The organism is Pantoea sp. BRR-3P, from assembly GCF_039621635.1.
GTDB classification, from domain to species: Bacteria; Pseudomonadota; Gammaproteobacteria; order Enterobacterales; family Enterobacteriaceae; genus Pantoea; species Pantoea floridensis.
Genome location: NZ_CP155066.1, coordinates 498559 through 514212, shown reverse-complemented (window position 1 = coordinate 514212; position 15654 = coordinate 498559). Strand labels below are relative to the sequence as shown.

At 54.8% G+C, this 15654-nt stretch carries 16 protein-coding genes; 3 read left to right on the top strand and 13 right to left on the bottom strand.

The window, feature by feature from the left end:
• Positions 1-24 precede the first annotated feature (24 nt).
• From AAGR08_RS02450 to AAGR08_RS02430, 5 genes are read right to left on the bottom strand one after another with little or no spacing between them, the layout of a single operon-like run.
• Complete coding sequence (locus AAGR08_RS02450) at positions 25-804, bottom strand: heme ABC transporter ATP-binding protein (RefSeq protein ID WP_097096084.1); 780 nt, start codon at positions 802-804, stop codon at positions 25-27.
• Positions 801-1799, bottom strand: coding sequence for an iron ABC transporter permease (locus AAGR08_RS02445; protein WP_097096083.1), 999 nt, complete (start codon positions 1797-1799; stop codon positions 801-803). Before AAGR08_RS02445 ends, AAGR08_RS02450 begins: the two co-directional genes overlap by 4 nt.
• A complete protein-coding gene (locus AAGR08_RS02440) occupies positions 1792-2613 on the bottom strand; it encodes a hemin ABC transporter substrate-binding protein (protein WP_097096082.1) in 822 nt (273 codons plus the stop codon). The genes AAGR08_RS02445 and AAGR08_RS02440 overlap by 8 nt, the downstream gene beginning before the upstream one ends.
• On the bottom strand, positions 2610-3641 hold the full coding sequence (locus AAGR08_RS02435; protein ID WP_345828355.1) for a ChuX/HutX family heme-like substrate-binding protein: 1032 nt from the start codon (positions 3639-3641) through the stop codon (positions 2610-2612). The genes AAGR08_RS02440 and AAGR08_RS02435 overlap by 4 nt, the downstream gene beginning before the upstream one ends.
• 48 nt (positions 3642-3689) lie before the next feature.
• On the bottom strand, positions 3690-6011 hold the full coding sequence (locus AAGR08_RS02430) for a TonB-dependent receptor (protein ID WP_345828354.1): 2322 nt from the start codon (positions 6009-6011) through the stop codon (positions 3690-3692).
• Between the two features lie 230 nt (positions 6012-6241).
• On the opposite strand from AAGR08_RS02430, the gene AAGR08_RS02425 reads away from it, so the two are divergent.
• The gene (locus AAGR08_RS02425; RefSeq protein ID WP_097096079.1) at positions 6242-6529 is read left to right on the top strand and encodes a SelT/SelW/SelH family protein; all 288 of its coding nucleotides are present in this window, start codon (positions 6242-6244) and stop codon (positions 6527-6529) included.
• Between the two features lie 60 nt (positions 6530-6589).
• Here AAGR08_RS02425 and AAGR08_RS02420 read toward each other — a convergent pair whose 3' ends face one another.
• The 7 genes from AAGR08_RS02420 to AAGR08_RS02390 form a co-directional block, all read right to left on the bottom strand.
• On the bottom strand, positions 6590-7129 hold the full coding sequence (locus tag AAGR08_RS02420) for a PadR family transcriptional regulator (RefSeq protein ID WP_097096078.1): 540 nt from the start codon (positions 7127-7129) through the stop codon (positions 6590-6592).
• A gap of 91 nt (positions 7130-7220) precedes the next feature.
• The gene (locus AAGR08_RS02415; RefSeq protein WP_345828353.1) at positions 7221-8003 is read right to left on the bottom strand and encodes a siderophore-interacting protein; all 783 of its coding nucleotides are present in this window, start codon (positions 8001-8003) and stop codon (positions 7221-7223) included.
• Between the two features lie 423 nt (positions 8004-8426).
• Positions 8427-8570, bottom strand: a complete 144-nt coding sequence (locus tag AAGR08_RS02410) for a hypothetical protein (RefSeq protein ID WP_345828352.1) — start codon at positions 8568-8570, stop codon at positions 8427-8429.
• Between the two features lie 252 nt (positions 8571-8822).
• Entirely contained in the window at positions 8823-9689 is an 867-nt protein-coding gene (locus AAGR08_RS02405; RefSeq protein ID WP_097096075.1) for a helix-turn-helix domain-containing protein, read from the bottom strand.
• 247 nt (positions 9690-9936) lie between these two features.
• Positions 9937-10104, bottom strand: coding sequence for a DUF2474 domain-containing protein (locus AAGR08_RS02400; protein ID WP_097096074.1), 168 nt, complete (start codon positions 10102-10104; stop codon positions 9937-9939).
• Between the two features lies 1 nt (position 10105).
• Positions 10106-11110 (bottom strand): cytochrome d ubiquinol oxidase subunit II, encoded by a 1005-nt coding sequence (gene cydB / locus AAGR08_RS02395; protein ID WP_097096073.1) that lies wholly within the window; start codon positions 11108-11110, stop codon positions 10106-10108.
• Position 11111: 1 nt separating this feature from the next.
• Positions 11112-12533, bottom strand: a complete 1422-nt coding sequence (locus tag AAGR08_RS02390) for a cytochrome ubiquinol oxidase subunit I (protein ID WP_097096072.1) — start codon at positions 12531-12533, stop codon at positions 11112-11114.
• 566 nt (positions 12534-13099) lie between these two features.
• On the opposite strand from AAGR08_RS02390, the gene yghX reads away from it, so the two are divergent.
• Complete coding sequence (yghX, locus tag AAGR08_RS02385; RefSeq protein WP_097096071.1) at positions 13100-13990, top strand: YghX family hydrolase; 891 nt, start codon at positions 13100-13102, stop codon at positions 13988-13990.
• A 173-nt stretch (positions 13991-14163) separates the two neighbouring features.
• Here the strand turns inward: yghX and AAGR08_RS02380 are convergent, their stop codons facing one another.
• A complete protein-coding gene (locus AAGR08_RS02380; RefSeq protein ID WP_345828350.1) occupies positions 14164-14529 on the bottom strand; it encodes a helix-turn-helix domain-containing protein in 366 nt (121 codons plus the stop codon).
• 101 nt (positions 14530-14630) lie between these two features.
• Here AAGR08_RS02380 and AAGR08_RS02375 point away from each other — a divergent pair, with 101 nt between their 5' ends.
• A complete protein-coding gene (locus AAGR08_RS02375) occupies positions 14631-15485 on the top strand; it encodes an SDR family oxidoreductase (RefSeq protein ID WP_345828348.1) in 855 nt (284 codons plus the stop codon).
• Positions 15486-15654 lie beyond the last annotated feature (169 nt).

The window sequence follows — 15654 nt, the reverse complement described above, 5'->3', positions numbered from 1 at the left end:
CCTACGAAAACACAGGCATTACAATCAGGCTCGCAGTTGGATTTGCGGCCTGCTCTTTCCCTCCTGCATCACCACATCCAGCTCCGCCTGATACCAGCGCGTCAGCGTGGATTCGGTCATCACTTCCTGCGGTGCGCCCTGCGCCACCAGTTTGCCCTGATGCAACAGCAGCACGCGATCCGACCACAGCGATGCGAGATTAAGATCGTGCAGCACGGTACAGACGCTAAAGCGTCCGTTGCGCGTTAAGCGGTGCAGCAAACGCAAACTGTGCTGCTGCCAGTACAGATCGAGCGCCGACGTCGGTTCATCAAGAAACAGCCAGCCGCGCGGACCATCGCCATGCCACAGCTGCGCCAGCACGCGCGCCAGCTGCACGCGCTGCTGCTCCCCGCCAGAGAGCGAGCGATAATCGCGCTTTGCCAGCTCGAGGCTGCCGGTGATGTACATCACCTCTTCGATAACCGCTTTCGATTGGCTGGCCGGCCAGGGCGCACGGCCCATCGCCACCACTTCAGCCGCCACTAACGGAAAGGTGAGGCTGTTTTGCTGACGCATTACGGCGCGACGCTGTGCCAGCGGTTCACGCGGCCACGCATTTAACGGGCGATCGCCGAGCCAGCATTCCCCTGCTTCTGGCATGAGAAAGCCAGTTAGCAGGCGCAGCAGCGTGGATTTCCCTGCGCCGTTCGGACCAATCAGCGCGACCATTTCACCGGGCTGTAAGCTAAGCGAAACGTCATCGATTAAGGCGCGCGCGCCGTGGCTAAAGCGCAGACCGCGCGCCTGCAGGCAATCACTCATTCATCCCCCTTGGGCTCACGCAGAATCAGCCAGAGAAACCACGGGCCGCCGAGCAGGCTGGTTAACAGGCCAACCGGCATTTCTGCCGGGATCACCACCGTGCGCGCCAGCGTATCCGCCAGCAGCAGTAAAATCGCACCCGCCAGCGCCGAGCCCGGCAACATCCAGCGATGATCGCTGCCCAGACAAAAACGCATCAGGTGTGGCACCACTAAACCCACGAAACCAATAATGCCGCTCACCGAGACCGCTGTCCCCACCAACAACGCACTCAGCACCAGCAGTTGACGCTGCGTACGCTTCACATCGATGCCCATATAATGCGCATCTTCCTCACCGAGCTGCAGCAAGTTGAGGCGACGCGCGCGCAGTTGGATAGCAATCAGCGCCGGCAGAATCAGCACCGCACACACCGCCAGACTCGGCCATTGCGCCGCGCTCAGGCTGCCCATGCCCCACAGCGCCAGCTGACGCAGCTGCTGATCGTTACTCAGCCAGGAAAGCACGCCAACCGCCGCACCGCACAAGGCATTAATCGCGATGCCGACCAGCAGCAAACGCGACAAATTGCCCAGCGCCAGGCGGCTAAAACTGAAAATCAGCAGCGTGACGACCAAGCTGCCGATAAAGGCGGCAATGCTCGGCAGCCACAATGCCAGCAGCGGCGGTAAGCCGAGCGGGATAACGATCGAGAGCGCTACCGCCAAACCGGCACCGCTGCTAATGCCGAGTAAACCGGGATCGGCCAGCGGGTTGCGAAACAATCCCTGCATCACCGCGCCCGAAACCGCCAGCGCCATGCCGAGCAGCACCGCCAGCAGCACGCGCGGCAGGCGGATATTGATCCAGATTTGCCACGCCATATCGCTCAGCGGCGCGCGCCATAAGGTACGCATCGAAAGTGGCATCGCGCCGAAGTTGGCGGCCAGCAGCATGCACATCACCATGCTGATGCCCATCAAACACAGCCAGCGCAGCACGGATGCATTAGTCATGTTTTGCGGCTTCAGCGGCACGGCGCAACTTCACAATCGCGCCCGGCGTATCCAGGCCAAAGCTCAGCAGCGCCATCTCATCCACCACCAGCAACGCGCGATGCTGACCGGCCGGCGTCATTGCCAGCCCCGGCAGCGCCCACACTTTCTCTTCGCCGCCCAGCGTGCGCAGGCCATCTTCGCCCACCACGATTAAATCCGGTGCTGCCGCCACCACGCCCTCCTGCGACAGTTGCTGATAGTGCGGCACCGCGGCCATGGCGTTGATCAGTCCCGCGCTGCGAATCGCACCGTCGGCACCGGTTTGCGCACCGGCCGCCTGGGTACGCATACCGCCGTGCGCCATAATAAACAGCACTTTGATCGGTAACGGCTTTTGCGGGATCTGTGCGCGCTGCTTGTTCACTTTTTCAATCAGCGCGTTAGCTGCATCTTCACGATGCAGCGCCTTGCCGATGGTGGCGATTTTTTCCGCGATAGCATCAAGGCTATTTTTACCGGTGACATCCACCACTTTTACCCCGGCTTGTGCCACCTGCTCTAATACCAGCGACGGCTTGGCCAGCTCGCTGCTCAGCACCAATGTCGGCTTCAGCGCCAGAATCCCTTCGGCGTTCAGCTGGCGCATATAACCGACATCCGGCAGCTTATTGGCCTGCGCCGGATGCTGGCTGGTGCTGTCGCGTGCCACCAAATTCGCCTGCGCATCCAGCGCATAGATAATCTGCGTGACATCGCCGCCGATGGAGATGACTCGATCCGCCGCGAAGGTGGGCAGCGTCAGCGCGCAAAGCAGTGCCAGAAGTCGTCTCATGCGGTGGCCCCTGCGCTGTTCAGCGAGGTCACCTGCTCGCGCCAGCGCGCCTGTTCCGGCGTGCCTTCGCTGCGCTGGCCATACAGCTGCGCAATCTGCGTGCCGTCAGCAGCGAACAGTTCAAGACTGGTGACGAAGCCGTCGCCGCTCGGTTTGCGTGTCACCCAGCTTTCACTGATGCGATCCGCCATCAGATGCAGCGTGAAGGTGGGATTGAAGATGTTGATCCAGTTCTCCATCGGCATCAGCTTCTGCACCGCGCCGGTGAAGATCTGCGTGCAGCCACGATTGCCAATGAAAATCATGATTTCGTTGCCATCCTGCTGTGCTGCATCCAGCAGCTGCGCCAGGGAATCATTACTCACCTGACGCGCCAGATCGTCCGGCACCGCGTGGAATGCCTGCGGGCGTGAGAGATTATGACGCTTCAGCAGCCCAAAGAACTGATGCACATCGGTCATCGCACGCCATTCGGCCTCCACTTTGCTGGCATCCACCGTGCGGCTGTATTGCGCCGCGCTGGCGGGCTGCGGATCTACTGTCGCCGCGCGCTCCACCACAAACCCGGCAATCAGCGCATCCCAGGCGGTGATATCGGTGTTGTCGGTGACGTAGATTTTCAGTACCGCATCGGCGTGGCGATCAAAAATCTGAATGCTTTGACGTTCGCCGTGTGCGGTCTGCTCACGCAGAAAGAATGCGCTGTGCCACTGATTGAGAAACAGGCGCTGATCGAGGGCGCGCGGATTGAGAATCAGACCGGCATGCTCGCCAAGATGCAGGTTTTCATACTTGCCCACCTGCTCGTGCACCGCATACTCATTGCGGGTGATACTTTTGGTCTCGCCGACAGCGGCCAGCGCCGCCAGCAAGGCGGGAAAATCGGCTTTTAATGCCTGCGCATCCTGACCAACGCGGGCTTCGCACAGCTGTGCTTCGCCAATGCCCATCAATGCCGCCAGATCGCGCGCGTACTTTTTCGGATGCTCGCCTTTCAGCGCCAGATAGTGTTCGTAACGTGGGTTCATTGCCTTGCTCCATGAAAATGCCCTGCGCCACCGCAGGGCGAAAAGGGATTAGAAGTCGACGTTCACACCCAGCTGGAAGGTGCGGCCTGGCATCACTGCCAGATTGATGTCGTTGCGTTCCTGGGCATTGCTGCTGGTCAGCGTACGACTGCTGGTGTAATCCCAGTATTTGCGATCGGTAATGTTGTAGATGCCGCCGCTCAGCTTGACGTTTTTCGTCGCCTGCCAGTAAGCCGTGGCATCAACCATGCCGTATCCCGGCACGCGCATATAATCGGTGGTGGCATCGGTGATCGGCGTGCCAGCGTTGGTATAGCTTTCGCGGTTGGTAGCGGTAGCCTGCTTACCTTTCACAAAGGTGGCGGTCAACGCGGCGCCATAGCCACGCGCTTTGTCATCCCACGCCAGTCCAACAATGGCTTTCAACGGCGCGACGCTGTCGAGATCGATGTACTTGTCACCGGCATAGCTGGACTTGGATTTCCCTTCGTTATAGCCCAGCGCAAAGGTGCTGCTCAAGCCATCCACCTGCGGGAACCAAGTGCCGTAATTCACTTTGGTTGAGATCTCAGCACCATAAATGTAGGCCTTATCGCGGTTTTCAGCCTGATAGCTGGTGTAGATGTTGCTCGGTACGTTGACGAACATCTCCGGATTAGTGGCGCGACGATAGCGGGTATAAGCGATGAAGTTTTTATACTGGTTGTAGAACACCGACGTGTTAACCGTGACGCCTTCGGTGGCCTGACCTTTCAGGCCCCACTCGAAGTTGTTGCTGGTTTCGGTTTTCAGATCGGTATTACCAATCAGCGCATACTGCGCGCTACCTGCATAGCTGGAACCGAGGTTCCATGAGCCATACAGCTGGCTGGTGGTAGGGAACTGCACGCCGCGTTTGTATTGCAGATAGGTGGTCAGCGCGGGCGTCAAATCGTACTGGAAGGTCAGTGATGGCAGCACCTGAGTATCAGAGTTGGTTTTGCCGTACAGTGCATCAACCTGCTCTTCGGTCAGCACCGCGCTGCCAGTGGTAAGATCGCCCAGATCCTTCGGCTTAGTGCTTTGATACATCACGCGTACGCCGGGAATGATCGCGAAGTTGTGGCTATCAAGATCGAAGTTGATCTTATCCTGCAGATAACCGGCCACCGCGAAAGTGCGGCTGTCGGCCTGCGGTTGCGTGATGGCGCTGAAGGTACTGGGTGCCGGTTCCTGACGGAACGGACGCTCGCTGTTATCCAGACGCGCATTGACACCGGCGCTGAGCTCATGACGTCCCAGCGTTTTGGTACCGCGCGTGTCAAAGCCGTAAGTATCGACATTGAAATCGGAATAGACGAAGCCGTACTGACTGGCGCTGGTTGGCAGATAGGTATTGTCGTGCGCCTGCGTTTGCTGCCAGTAAACACGCGTGGTCAGCGTATCGATGAAGTCATTGTACGGCGTCCACTCATCCGCCAGATTGATGCCCCAGCGGCGCGTATCGCTCTGCTGCTGCGCGCTGCCCCACACGGTGTTACCGCTGGTGTCCCAGGTATCGTAGTGACTGTGATTGGTTTTGTGATAGTAATCGAAGGTGGCACTCAGCTTATGCTGATCGTTCGGCTGCCAGATGCCCGACGTCATAAAGGCATCGGAGTGCCAGTTAGCTGGATAGGCGTCTTTCACGCCGCTGTTATTTTCGGTTTCCTGACCGTCGCGGCGGCTATATACAAACAGGCCGCGCAGCTCGTCATCACCCGCTGCAGCAGTAATGCCGTTGTGCCAGCTGCGATTCGAGGAGTCATAATCACTCTGGTAACCGAAGTACGTATTTTTGTCGCTGCTAAGGTAGTCATCGGCGGTTTTGTTGTGAAACGACACGTTACCGCCGATAGAGGTGTTGGGTTGATCGACCGCCGTGGCGCCCTTCTCGATATCAACGCTGCCGAACATGTAGGGATCGATGTAGTCACGGCCAATCCCAAAGGTATTGTTACCGGTGCGGCTGACGTACGGACGACCGGTAGCATCCGGAATCGGGATGCCGTCGATATCCATACCCACGCGGTTACTCTCCAGGCCACGGATGTTATAACCGGTGTAGCCCGCGCGGTCGAAGCCACTTTTGCCCGCCGATGAACCGCCGCTGGAGCCGGTTGCGCTGATCAGCGGTTCATAACGCATGATCGAACCGAAGTCATTGGCGCCGCGTTTTTGCAGTTCTTGCGCTGTAATCGTGGTTTTATTGCCGGCCTGCTGTTTTGGCGCAGTGACGGTCAATACCGGTTCATCGCTGGCGGCGTAGCTGCAAGCGGCATGAATAGCCGAAGATAAAATGGCAACCTTAAAAAGACGTTGCTGAGTGAATCCCTGAAAGAGTGAAGACATGCGCGAAATACCCGGTTAATTGTTAGTATTCGCTCACTTGCTTGCTGCCAGAAAGTACGGACTTTGATGCAAAGACCATAAAAAGTTGCGGACTTATTTTATGTAATAAATGATTGCGACAGAAATGTAATGCAAGTGGTAATCATTATCAATAGCATTTACATTAAGATGTATCTTAGAACGCACGATTTGTTAACTTGTTTATTATCAATAATTAAGCAGAGACATCTATGATTCAGAAACCGTCCATCACTATTCATTACTGCACACAATGTAACTGGCTGCTGCGCTCCGCGTGGATGGCGCAGGAATTACTGCATACGTTTGCTGAAGATGTAGGCGCAGTTACGCTTAAACCGGGCACCGGCGGCGTGTTTGAGATAAGCATTGATGGCCAGGTAATTTGGGAGCGTAAGCAGGAAGGCGGATTCCCGGATGCGGCGGCGTTGAAGCAGCGCGTGCGCGATGTTTGCTGGCCGGATCGCGCGTTGGGGCATGTGGACAAGAAGAAGAGCTGAGGTGATTGACGTGTGGTCATTGAAACGGTCGCCATGAATGGCGACCCTACGGGCGATCTGCTAACTTTTGGCGATTTTTTCTGCCGCGTCGTGCAGCGCGCTAATCACCCTCTCCAGCGCCTCAGCCGAAATATCTTCCTGCGCCAGGCGGTGATTCAGCGTGTGTTTTATCAGGTGAATCGCCTGCTCAACCTGCGGAATATTGCGGTTATTCACCAGAATCGCCAGCGAGGTTAAGCGCTCAATAATCGCTTCCACACTGTCACGATTCTCCGCCAACAGTGCCGCCCCGCTCTCATTCAGCGCATAGGCTTTACGTGATGCCTGCGCATCGACCACGCGAATCGCGTCCATCTCTTCAAGCAAGGTGAGATTGGGATAAATGATACCGGGGCTAGGGGAATATTCCCCTTTGGAGAGTTCTTCAACCGATTTGATCAGCTCATAGCCGTGCGCAGAGCCGTTCGCCAAAAAGTGCAGCATTAACAGTCGGATATCGCTGGCATCCAGCATCCGCTCCCGACGCTTCTTACGTGCGCCTGCACAGATGGTCCGCTGTGCGTGGTCGGACTGCCATGGAAAATCCCGCTGCTGTTTCATTGCCTTCCTGAGCGTCAATTAAGGGAGGTTGATAGTAGTCTGCCGCCTGGCAAAATTCAACACAGGCGGCAGCGGGCGGGCCAGTCGGGAATTATTTCTGATGCCAGTAGGCCACAGCGCGCACGTAATCGGTGTGCGCACCGCGTCCTTGAGTAAAGTAATCGCTCAGCAATTTCACCGCCTCACCTTCGCCCGTTAGCCAGATGAAGTAGTCGTCAGCGGGCAGCGCAATGCTTTCTAAGCGTGCAGTTAGCGGGGCCAGGTTATCCGCCTGCATAGTGCCGCTGCCAAGCCAGCTCACCTGCACATTCGGCAACTCGCCAAGATAATCGCGGCCGGTCGCTTCATCGACATACGCCAGCAGATGGATCGCCTGCGCCTGCATCTCAGCGTAGCGACGCTTAAACGCGGGCAGGCCGGTTTCATCACAAACGTAAATCTGGCAGGCATAATCGACGGGCACGATAAGCGAACCGCGCGGACCGCCCATGGCAATTTGATCGCCCGGTTTGGCTTCATTAGCCCAACTGCTGGCCACGCCGCCCTCGTGGATGTAGAAATCGATGGTCAGTGAATCGATGCCGTTAAATTCCAGCGGCGTGTAATCACGCGCGGCAGGACGTACCCCGCCCGGCCAGACAATACCGTCATCCGTCATCTGCGGTAGCGCCAGTTCAGCGCCATTTTTTTCCGGGAAGAATACTTTGATGTGATCGTCAAACGACGGCGAATTGAAGCCTGCCAGATCGTTGCCGTTGAACACAATGCGCCAGAATGCACCGGCAATCAGCGTTTTGCTCACCACGGTGATGTGACGGAAACGCAATTCATTACGTACGCGACGCGGTACGCGTGCGGAAGGGGTAGTTTGCAAGCGTGGTCTCCCTAAAAGATAGTGAAAGTCATTCTCATCTGATGGCGTCAGAATAGTTATGATATATCTTCGATGCAATGCCGAAAAATGCTATTGGGAGAATCAAAAGGTCAAAATAGCGCGATGAATCGCGCCGCTACGGTGAAGTGCGATCGGGGATGCGGAGCAAATTTAAGGCAGGAAGTTAGCGTAATACCGCTCACTTAAGCAAAAAATGCCTGTTTATGCAGGTGCGCATGAATGCGCACCCTACAAAAATCCGGCGATATCCACGTAGGGGCACCATTCATGGTGACCGAGTCACGCTTAAGTAACGAGCATTAAGGATTGGTAGCGGCGCAATTTATTGCGCAATGCAGAGATAAGGATTAATGACGAGACCGTGCAGAGGTTGCGACGGTCTGGACCGGAATTATAAGGGGATTAAGCCTGATGGTTACCGCAGGTGACGAAGCTACCCTCATCCTGGGTATGGTTCGGCAACACATTGTCGCCCAGAATTTCATGCTGTGCACAACGCGGTTGATGCGGATGCAGGCCACCCGGCGGTGAAAAAGGCTCGGCCATCTGTGCACTTGCCAGCGAAGAAAACGCTACAAGCGCTGTCATAAGGAACAACGGTAGAAGTCGCATAATTTTTTTATCTGTTCACTATAGCGGTCCGGAATGGACCAGAAATGCAGGTGATTATCCAGCCTGATGCGTGGCGGCTGGTGATTTACGCGGCCAATCAGGTTTCGATGAAGAATTTTACGCCAATCAGGGCGATGAGTTTATAAAATCGTGCGGTTTGTCACAGTTTACCGCACGAATTATGCATTAGTTAACCGCCACAGGAATATAAAACGTTCCTTGCAGCAGATCGGGCGTGCTGTATTTCAGATCCAGTTTGAGTAAATCTTTGCCCGCCCGTCGTGCCACGCCCAGCGCTGGCAAATGGTTGTAATAGATCTCGGCGGTAAAGGCGTTGATCTCTTCCGGCGCGCCGTGCCAGTTTATTTCCGCATACAAGCCCTTTTCACCGGTCCAGTTCTGCACATTACGTGGAAGCACATCGGCATACTGACTCTCCAGCGCCTGGAACAGGCTAATATGCTGCTGGTCGGCCGAATTCACGCCGGGACTAAACTGGAACCCCAGCCAGCCACGGTTCACGTGCTGACCCGCAAAGGCAATAAAATCGCGCGTGTGTTGCGCCACAATATGATTGTGGTGATCGATGTATTCGCCAAAACGGCACTCCCACTCAATCACCTCGCCACACAGCTGCAGCTCCGGCTTCTCCACCAGATGCGCATTAACCCACTCACGCTGAGTTGAGATGCGGCTGTGGAAATCCTTCATCAGCATATCCGGGATGCGGCGATAGGCACCTGGCGTCATTGAAAAATGACTTTTAAACACTCGGGTAAAATTCTGCTGATTATCAAAGCCAAAGCGCACCGCAATATCGATCAGCGGCATGCTGGTCAGACGCAGCGCCATCGCCGCCATCGTTAAACGACGTTTGCGCGTGTAAGACGCCAGCGTTTGTCCGGTCATCTCTTTGAACATGCGCTGCATGTGCCATTTGGAGTAACCGGATTTTAGGGTAATCAGATCGACGTTGAGTTCGTCAGTCAGATTCGCCTCGATCCAGTCCACCAGATCATTGATGTACTGTTTTTTTAGATTCAGGCTGAGCATGGTTTTGATAATCGAATGAAGTGGTTAACGTAATGAATTTGCGTTATTCGTCACATAAATATAACAAAAACGTATTACTAACGTAAGGAAGAGTAAACGTACCGAAGCGGGAAAAGCATTAATTGCTTAGGTGACTAACGTTTTTCTCTGCGTGGAAATAGAAAAGGTCGCCATGAATGGCGACCTTTCGACAAAGCAGACCTGTTTTAGTAGGGTGCGCATTCATGCGCACCTCAGTGCAGATAACTCAGTGCGAGCGCATGCCCGCTGCCGTCATCATCATACGAAACAGTGATGCCACTACACCCAGTGCCAGCACGCTTGCGCCGTAAATGATCACCAGCCACATCAACTGTTTCCACCACGGAATCTTCGTTTCTGAGTGAGTTTTCATGTTGCTGACCTCGGTTTGCATATCAATGGTATCCTTCGTCGGCTTTGATTTTTCCGCGGAACACGTAGTAACTCCAGAAGGTGTAACCCAGAATTACCGGAATAATCAGCAAGCCACCCACCAACATAAACGCCTGGCTACTCGCCGGAGAAGCGGCCTGCCAGATAGTGATAGACGGCGGAATGATGTTCGGCCAGATGCTGATGCCAAGGCCCGAGAAGCCAAGGAAAATCAGCGCCAGTGTTAGAATGAACGGCGAGTAATGCGCTTCGCGTTTAATCGCACGCACAATCCCCCACGAACACAGCACCACCAGCACCGGAACCGGCAGGAACCAGAACAGGTTAGGACGCGTGAACCAGCGCTGCGCGATATCGGCGTGCGTCAGCGGCGTCCAGATGCTGATAATTCCCACCACCAGCAGCAGCGTCAACGTCAACGGCGTGGCCAGCGCAGACATTTTACGGTGCAGGTCGTGTTCGGTTTTCATGATGAGCCAGGTACAGCCCAGCAGCGCATAGGCGATGACCAGACCAACGCCACAGAACAGCGGGAACGGCGCCAGCCAGCTCATTGCTGAGCCCGCATATTCGCGGCCAACCACCGGGAAACCATTCAGGATCGCGCCAACCGCCACGCCCTGGCTGAAGGTCGCTAGCAGTGAACCGGCAATGAATGATTTATCCCAGAACGCACGGTGTTCCAACGTGGCTTTGAAGCGGAACTCAAAAGCAACACCACGGAAGATCAGGCCAATCAGCATCGCCGTTAACGGAATCGACAGCGCATCCAGCAGCACCGAATACGCCAGCGGGAACGCGCCATACAGCGCCGCGCCGCCCAGTACCAGCCAGGTTTCGTTACCATCCCAAACCGGCGCAACGGTGTTCACCATCATGTCGCGTTCAACAGGATCTTTATTGAACGGCAGCAGCAGCCCGATACCCAGATCGAAGCCATCCATGACGATGTACATCAAGGTGCCAAAGACGATGATGGCAAACCAGATAATTGAAAAGTCGATCATCTTAGTGCTCCCCACTCTTTTCGCTATGGGTTTTCGCCGCCGACAGCGGACGCGCTGGCGTGTGATGCTGACCCGGACCACCGTGATCAACCTCTTTACCTTCACCGGTCACCGGACCCTCTTTGATCAGACGCATCATGTAGAGGTAACCCACGCCAAATACCGACGAGTAAACCAGAATGAATGCCAGCAGGCTGATGCTCATGTGCATATCGCCATGCGCGGAAACCGCATCAATGGTGCGCTGTACGCCATACACCACCCACGGCTGACGCCCAATTTCGGTAGTGAACCAACCGGCCAGAATGGCGATCAAACCCGATGGCCCCATCAGCAGCGTGAACCATAAGAATGGACGCGAATGATACAAGCGACCTTTGAAACGCAGCCACAGGCTGACCACGCCCAACGTAATCATCAGCAAGCCCAGCGCCACCATCACGCGGAATGACCAGAAGATGATGGTTGAGTTAGGGCGATCCTCTTTCGGGAAGCTCTTCAGCGCAGGAATCTGCTTATCCAGGCTGTGCGTCAGAATCAGGCTGCCGAGATACGGAATCTCAACCGCATACTTCGTGCGCTCCTGATCCATATCCGGCACGCCAAATAGAATCAGCGGCGAGGCTTCACCCGGTTTATTTTCCCAGTGGCCTTCAATCGCAGCGATTTTCGCTGGCTGATGCTCAAGGGTATTCAAACCATGCGCGTCACCAATCATCGCCTGAATCGGCGCGACAATCAGTGCCATCCACAGCGCCATGGAGAACATCTTACGAATCGCTGGATTGTCATTGCCGCGCAGCAGATGCCACGCGCCCGATGCACCAACAAAGAAGGCGCTGGCAAGGAAGGCACCCACCGACATATGGAACAAGCGGTAAGGGAATGAGGGGTTGAAGATGATTTTCAGCCAATCTTCCGGCACCACAATGCCGTTCTGAATGATGTAGCCCTGCGGCGTATGCATCCAGCTGTTCGAGGCGAGGATCCAGAAGGTGGAGAAGATGGTGCCGAGCGCCACCATGCAGGTTGCAAAGAAGTGCAAGCCAGGGCCGACGCGGTTCCAGCCAAACAGCATCACACCGAGGAAGCCCGCTTCAAGGAAGAAGGCGGTCAACACTTCATAGGTGAGCAGCGGGCCGGTAATACTGCCTGCGAACTGCGAGAAACCACTCCAGTTGGTACCAAACTGGTACGCCATCACCAGACCGGATACCACGCCCATACCGAAGTTAACGGCAAACGCTTTCGACCAGAAATGGTAGAGATCGCGATAGGTCTCGTTACGGGTTTTCAGCCACATTCCTTCGAGCACCGCCAGGAAACTGGCGAGACCGATGGTGATGGCTGGGAAGATAATATGGAAGGAAACAGTAAAGGCGAACTGTATCCTTGCCAGATGAAAGGCATCTAATCCAAACATTGCTTACCTCATTGCCACAAATTACACCGAATTTTTACTTATATTTAACAAGCAGATCGCAACGCAATATTTCGCCTTGCTTAAAGAAATGTCGCACCAATGTAAAAGGAAGCCGTGCGAACGAAAATAAACAGTGGAAGTCGGTAAAACTATAACAGTGTTTTTTGATTTCGATCATTGTTTTCCATGGAAACTAATACTTTAAAATCACTACGTTAAGGTTAATCACCCTCATTCATTGTGACAATATTGTTATTATTTTCAGGTAATTGCTGCTGCACTTATCAGGTAAATACTTCATTTATTTATTTTTTAGTGCGGAGAATAGATCGATTATTTTTCCCCAAGGGGATTTCAGCTGTAAATATTTCCGGACAGGTGCAACGGATCTAAAATGTTAATTAAAAGATAATATTTTTAGAGCAAATGGATATATTCCTGCTGAATATTTTCCACATGAGGTTAATCGGTAGTGGTTAACCCATTGAGTCATAACATTTGCCTGAGGGGACGAGCTGTGCTTTTTTAAAGCAGCAATCAACCCGTTAATCCGCGAAGGAGTGGTTATGACCCGTCTTACTGCACAGGATTTCCCTCAGGAATTGCTCGAACTTTACGATTACTACGCTCATGGCAAGATCAGCAAACGCGAATTTATTTCGCTGGCGGCAAAATTCACCATTGCCGGGATGACGGGTGCCACGTTGTTGAGCGCAATGAGCCCCAACTATGCGCTGGCGCAGCAGGTTGAATTTACCGATCCGGCGATCAAACCCGAGTACATTCACTATCCGTCACCGCAGGGTCACGGCGAGGTACGCGGTTATCTGGTGCGTCCGGCAAACGCTACAGGCAAAGTGCCCGCCGTAGTGGTCGTGCATGAGAACCGTGGCCTGAATCCTTATATCGAAGATGTGGCAAGGCGCGTGGCGAAAGCGGGTTATATTGCGCTGGCGCCAGATGGCTTAAGTTCGCTGGGGGGTTATCCGGGTAACGATGACGAAGGTAAAACCATGCAGGCCAAAGTCGACCCCACCAAACTGATGAATGATTTCTTCGCTGCGGTAGATTTTCTGATGCACCACGAAGCAGGCACCGGCAAAGTGGGCATTACCGGTTTCTGCTACGGCGGCGGCGTTGCCAATGCGGCGGCGGTGGCGTTTCCCGACTTAGCCTGCGCCGTGCCATTTTATGGACGTCAGCCCAAAGCCGAGGACGTGCCGCGTATCAAAGCTCCCTTGCTACTGCACTATGCGGCGCTGGATAAAGGGATCAACGAAGGCTGGCCCGCCTATGAAGAAGCGCTGAAGGCGAACCACAAAATCTTTGAAGGCTATGTTTATCCCGGCGTGAATCACGGTTTTCATAATGATTCGACGCCGCGCTACGACAAAGCCGCCGCCGAGTTGGCCTGGAGCCGCACGCTGGGCTGGTTTGAGAAGTATTTGCACGCCTGATGCCGTAAGAGTGCCATGAATGGTTGTCAGTTAAGACATGAAAAACCCTCATTACCGAGAGCACACATTGTAGCGGCGCAATTTATTGCGCGATAAATCGCGCCGCTACGGAAGGTGCGGTGATTTGATACGACGCTTAACTGGTCGGCATTACGCCATTTATGGCGACCTGATTAATGCACAGGCTTCAAAATGCGATGCACGTTGCTCTCTAACCAATCTGCCAGCCCAACCACCTGCCCTTCCACTTCATGCCCTAACGAGGTCAGACGATACTCCACATGCGGCGGCACCACTTCATAAGCAATACGCTCGACAAAACCATCCTCTTCCATATAGCGCAGCGTCTGCGCCAGCATACGTTCACTTACGCCACCAATCTTGCGGCGCAGTTCACTAAATCGCAGCGTTTCTTCGCGCAGCGCTAATAATATCAGTACGCTCCAGCGGCTGGTGATACGCTTGAGCACCTCGCGTGATGGGCAATTGACATTAAGCAACTCGCCACGGGTAAATTTATCACTCATCTTTTCAGACACTTAAACCATCTCCGCCAAACTAACAAATCTGTAAGTACTTACTAAAAGTTAGTTTATCTCGTAGGCTGTTTGTAAACCAGCTCAAACTGAAGGAGAACATCATGATTGCGATTACAGGTGCCACTGGCCAACTGGGCCGTTTGGTCATTACCGAATTACTGAAAAAAGTGCCGGCCAGCGACGTGATTGCGGCGGTGCGTTCGCCCGAGAAAGCGGCGGATCTCAAAGCGCTGGGCGTCACGCTGCGTGCGGCGGATTACAGCAAACCGGAAACGCTACAGAGCGCCTTTGCCGGCGTAGAGAAAGTGCTGCTGATCTCCTCAAGCGAAGTCGGCCAGCGCGTTGCCCAGCACAAGGCGGTGATCGACGCCGCGAAAGCCGCGGGCGTTAGTTTAATTGCTTACACCAGCCTGCTGCACGCCGACACCACCCCATTAGGATTAGGCGTTGAGCATCGTGCAACGGAAGCGGATTTGAAAGCCTCTGGCGTTCCCTACGCGCTGCTGCGCAACGGCTGGTATACCGAGAACTATGCGGCGAGCATTGCGCCCGCCCTGGCACACCACGCCTTTATTGGCGCAGCAGGTGTAGGTCGCATCTCATCGGCGGCGCGTAGCGATTATGCAGCTGCGGCAGCAGAAGTGATCAGCCGTGACGATCAGGCTGGCAAAGTGTATGAGCTGGCCGGTGACGACAGTTATACGCTGGCGCAATTCAGTGCCGAGATCGCTAAACAGTCAGGTGAAAAGGTTGAATACATCAACCTGCCACAGGCGGAGTTCGCCGCGGCGCTGAAAGGTGCCGGTTTGCCGGATGGATTGTCTGAGATGCTGGCAGATTCAGATGCCGGAGCCGAAAAAGGTGGATTATTCGATGATAGCCATACGTTGAGTAAACTGATTGGCCGTCCAACCACGCCGTACGCGGAGGTGATTAAGGCAGCGCTGAAGAAGTAAGGTGCGCTTGGTCCCTCACCCCAGCCCTCTCCCGCACGCGGGCGAGGGAGCCGATCGAGTTCGTCTCAGCCGCTAAACATTCCCTCTCCCGCCGGCGGGAGAGGGTTAGGGTGAGGGAAAAAACGCTCAGCTCCCGCTGCGTTTGCCATAAATTGATCAAGCCATCTCG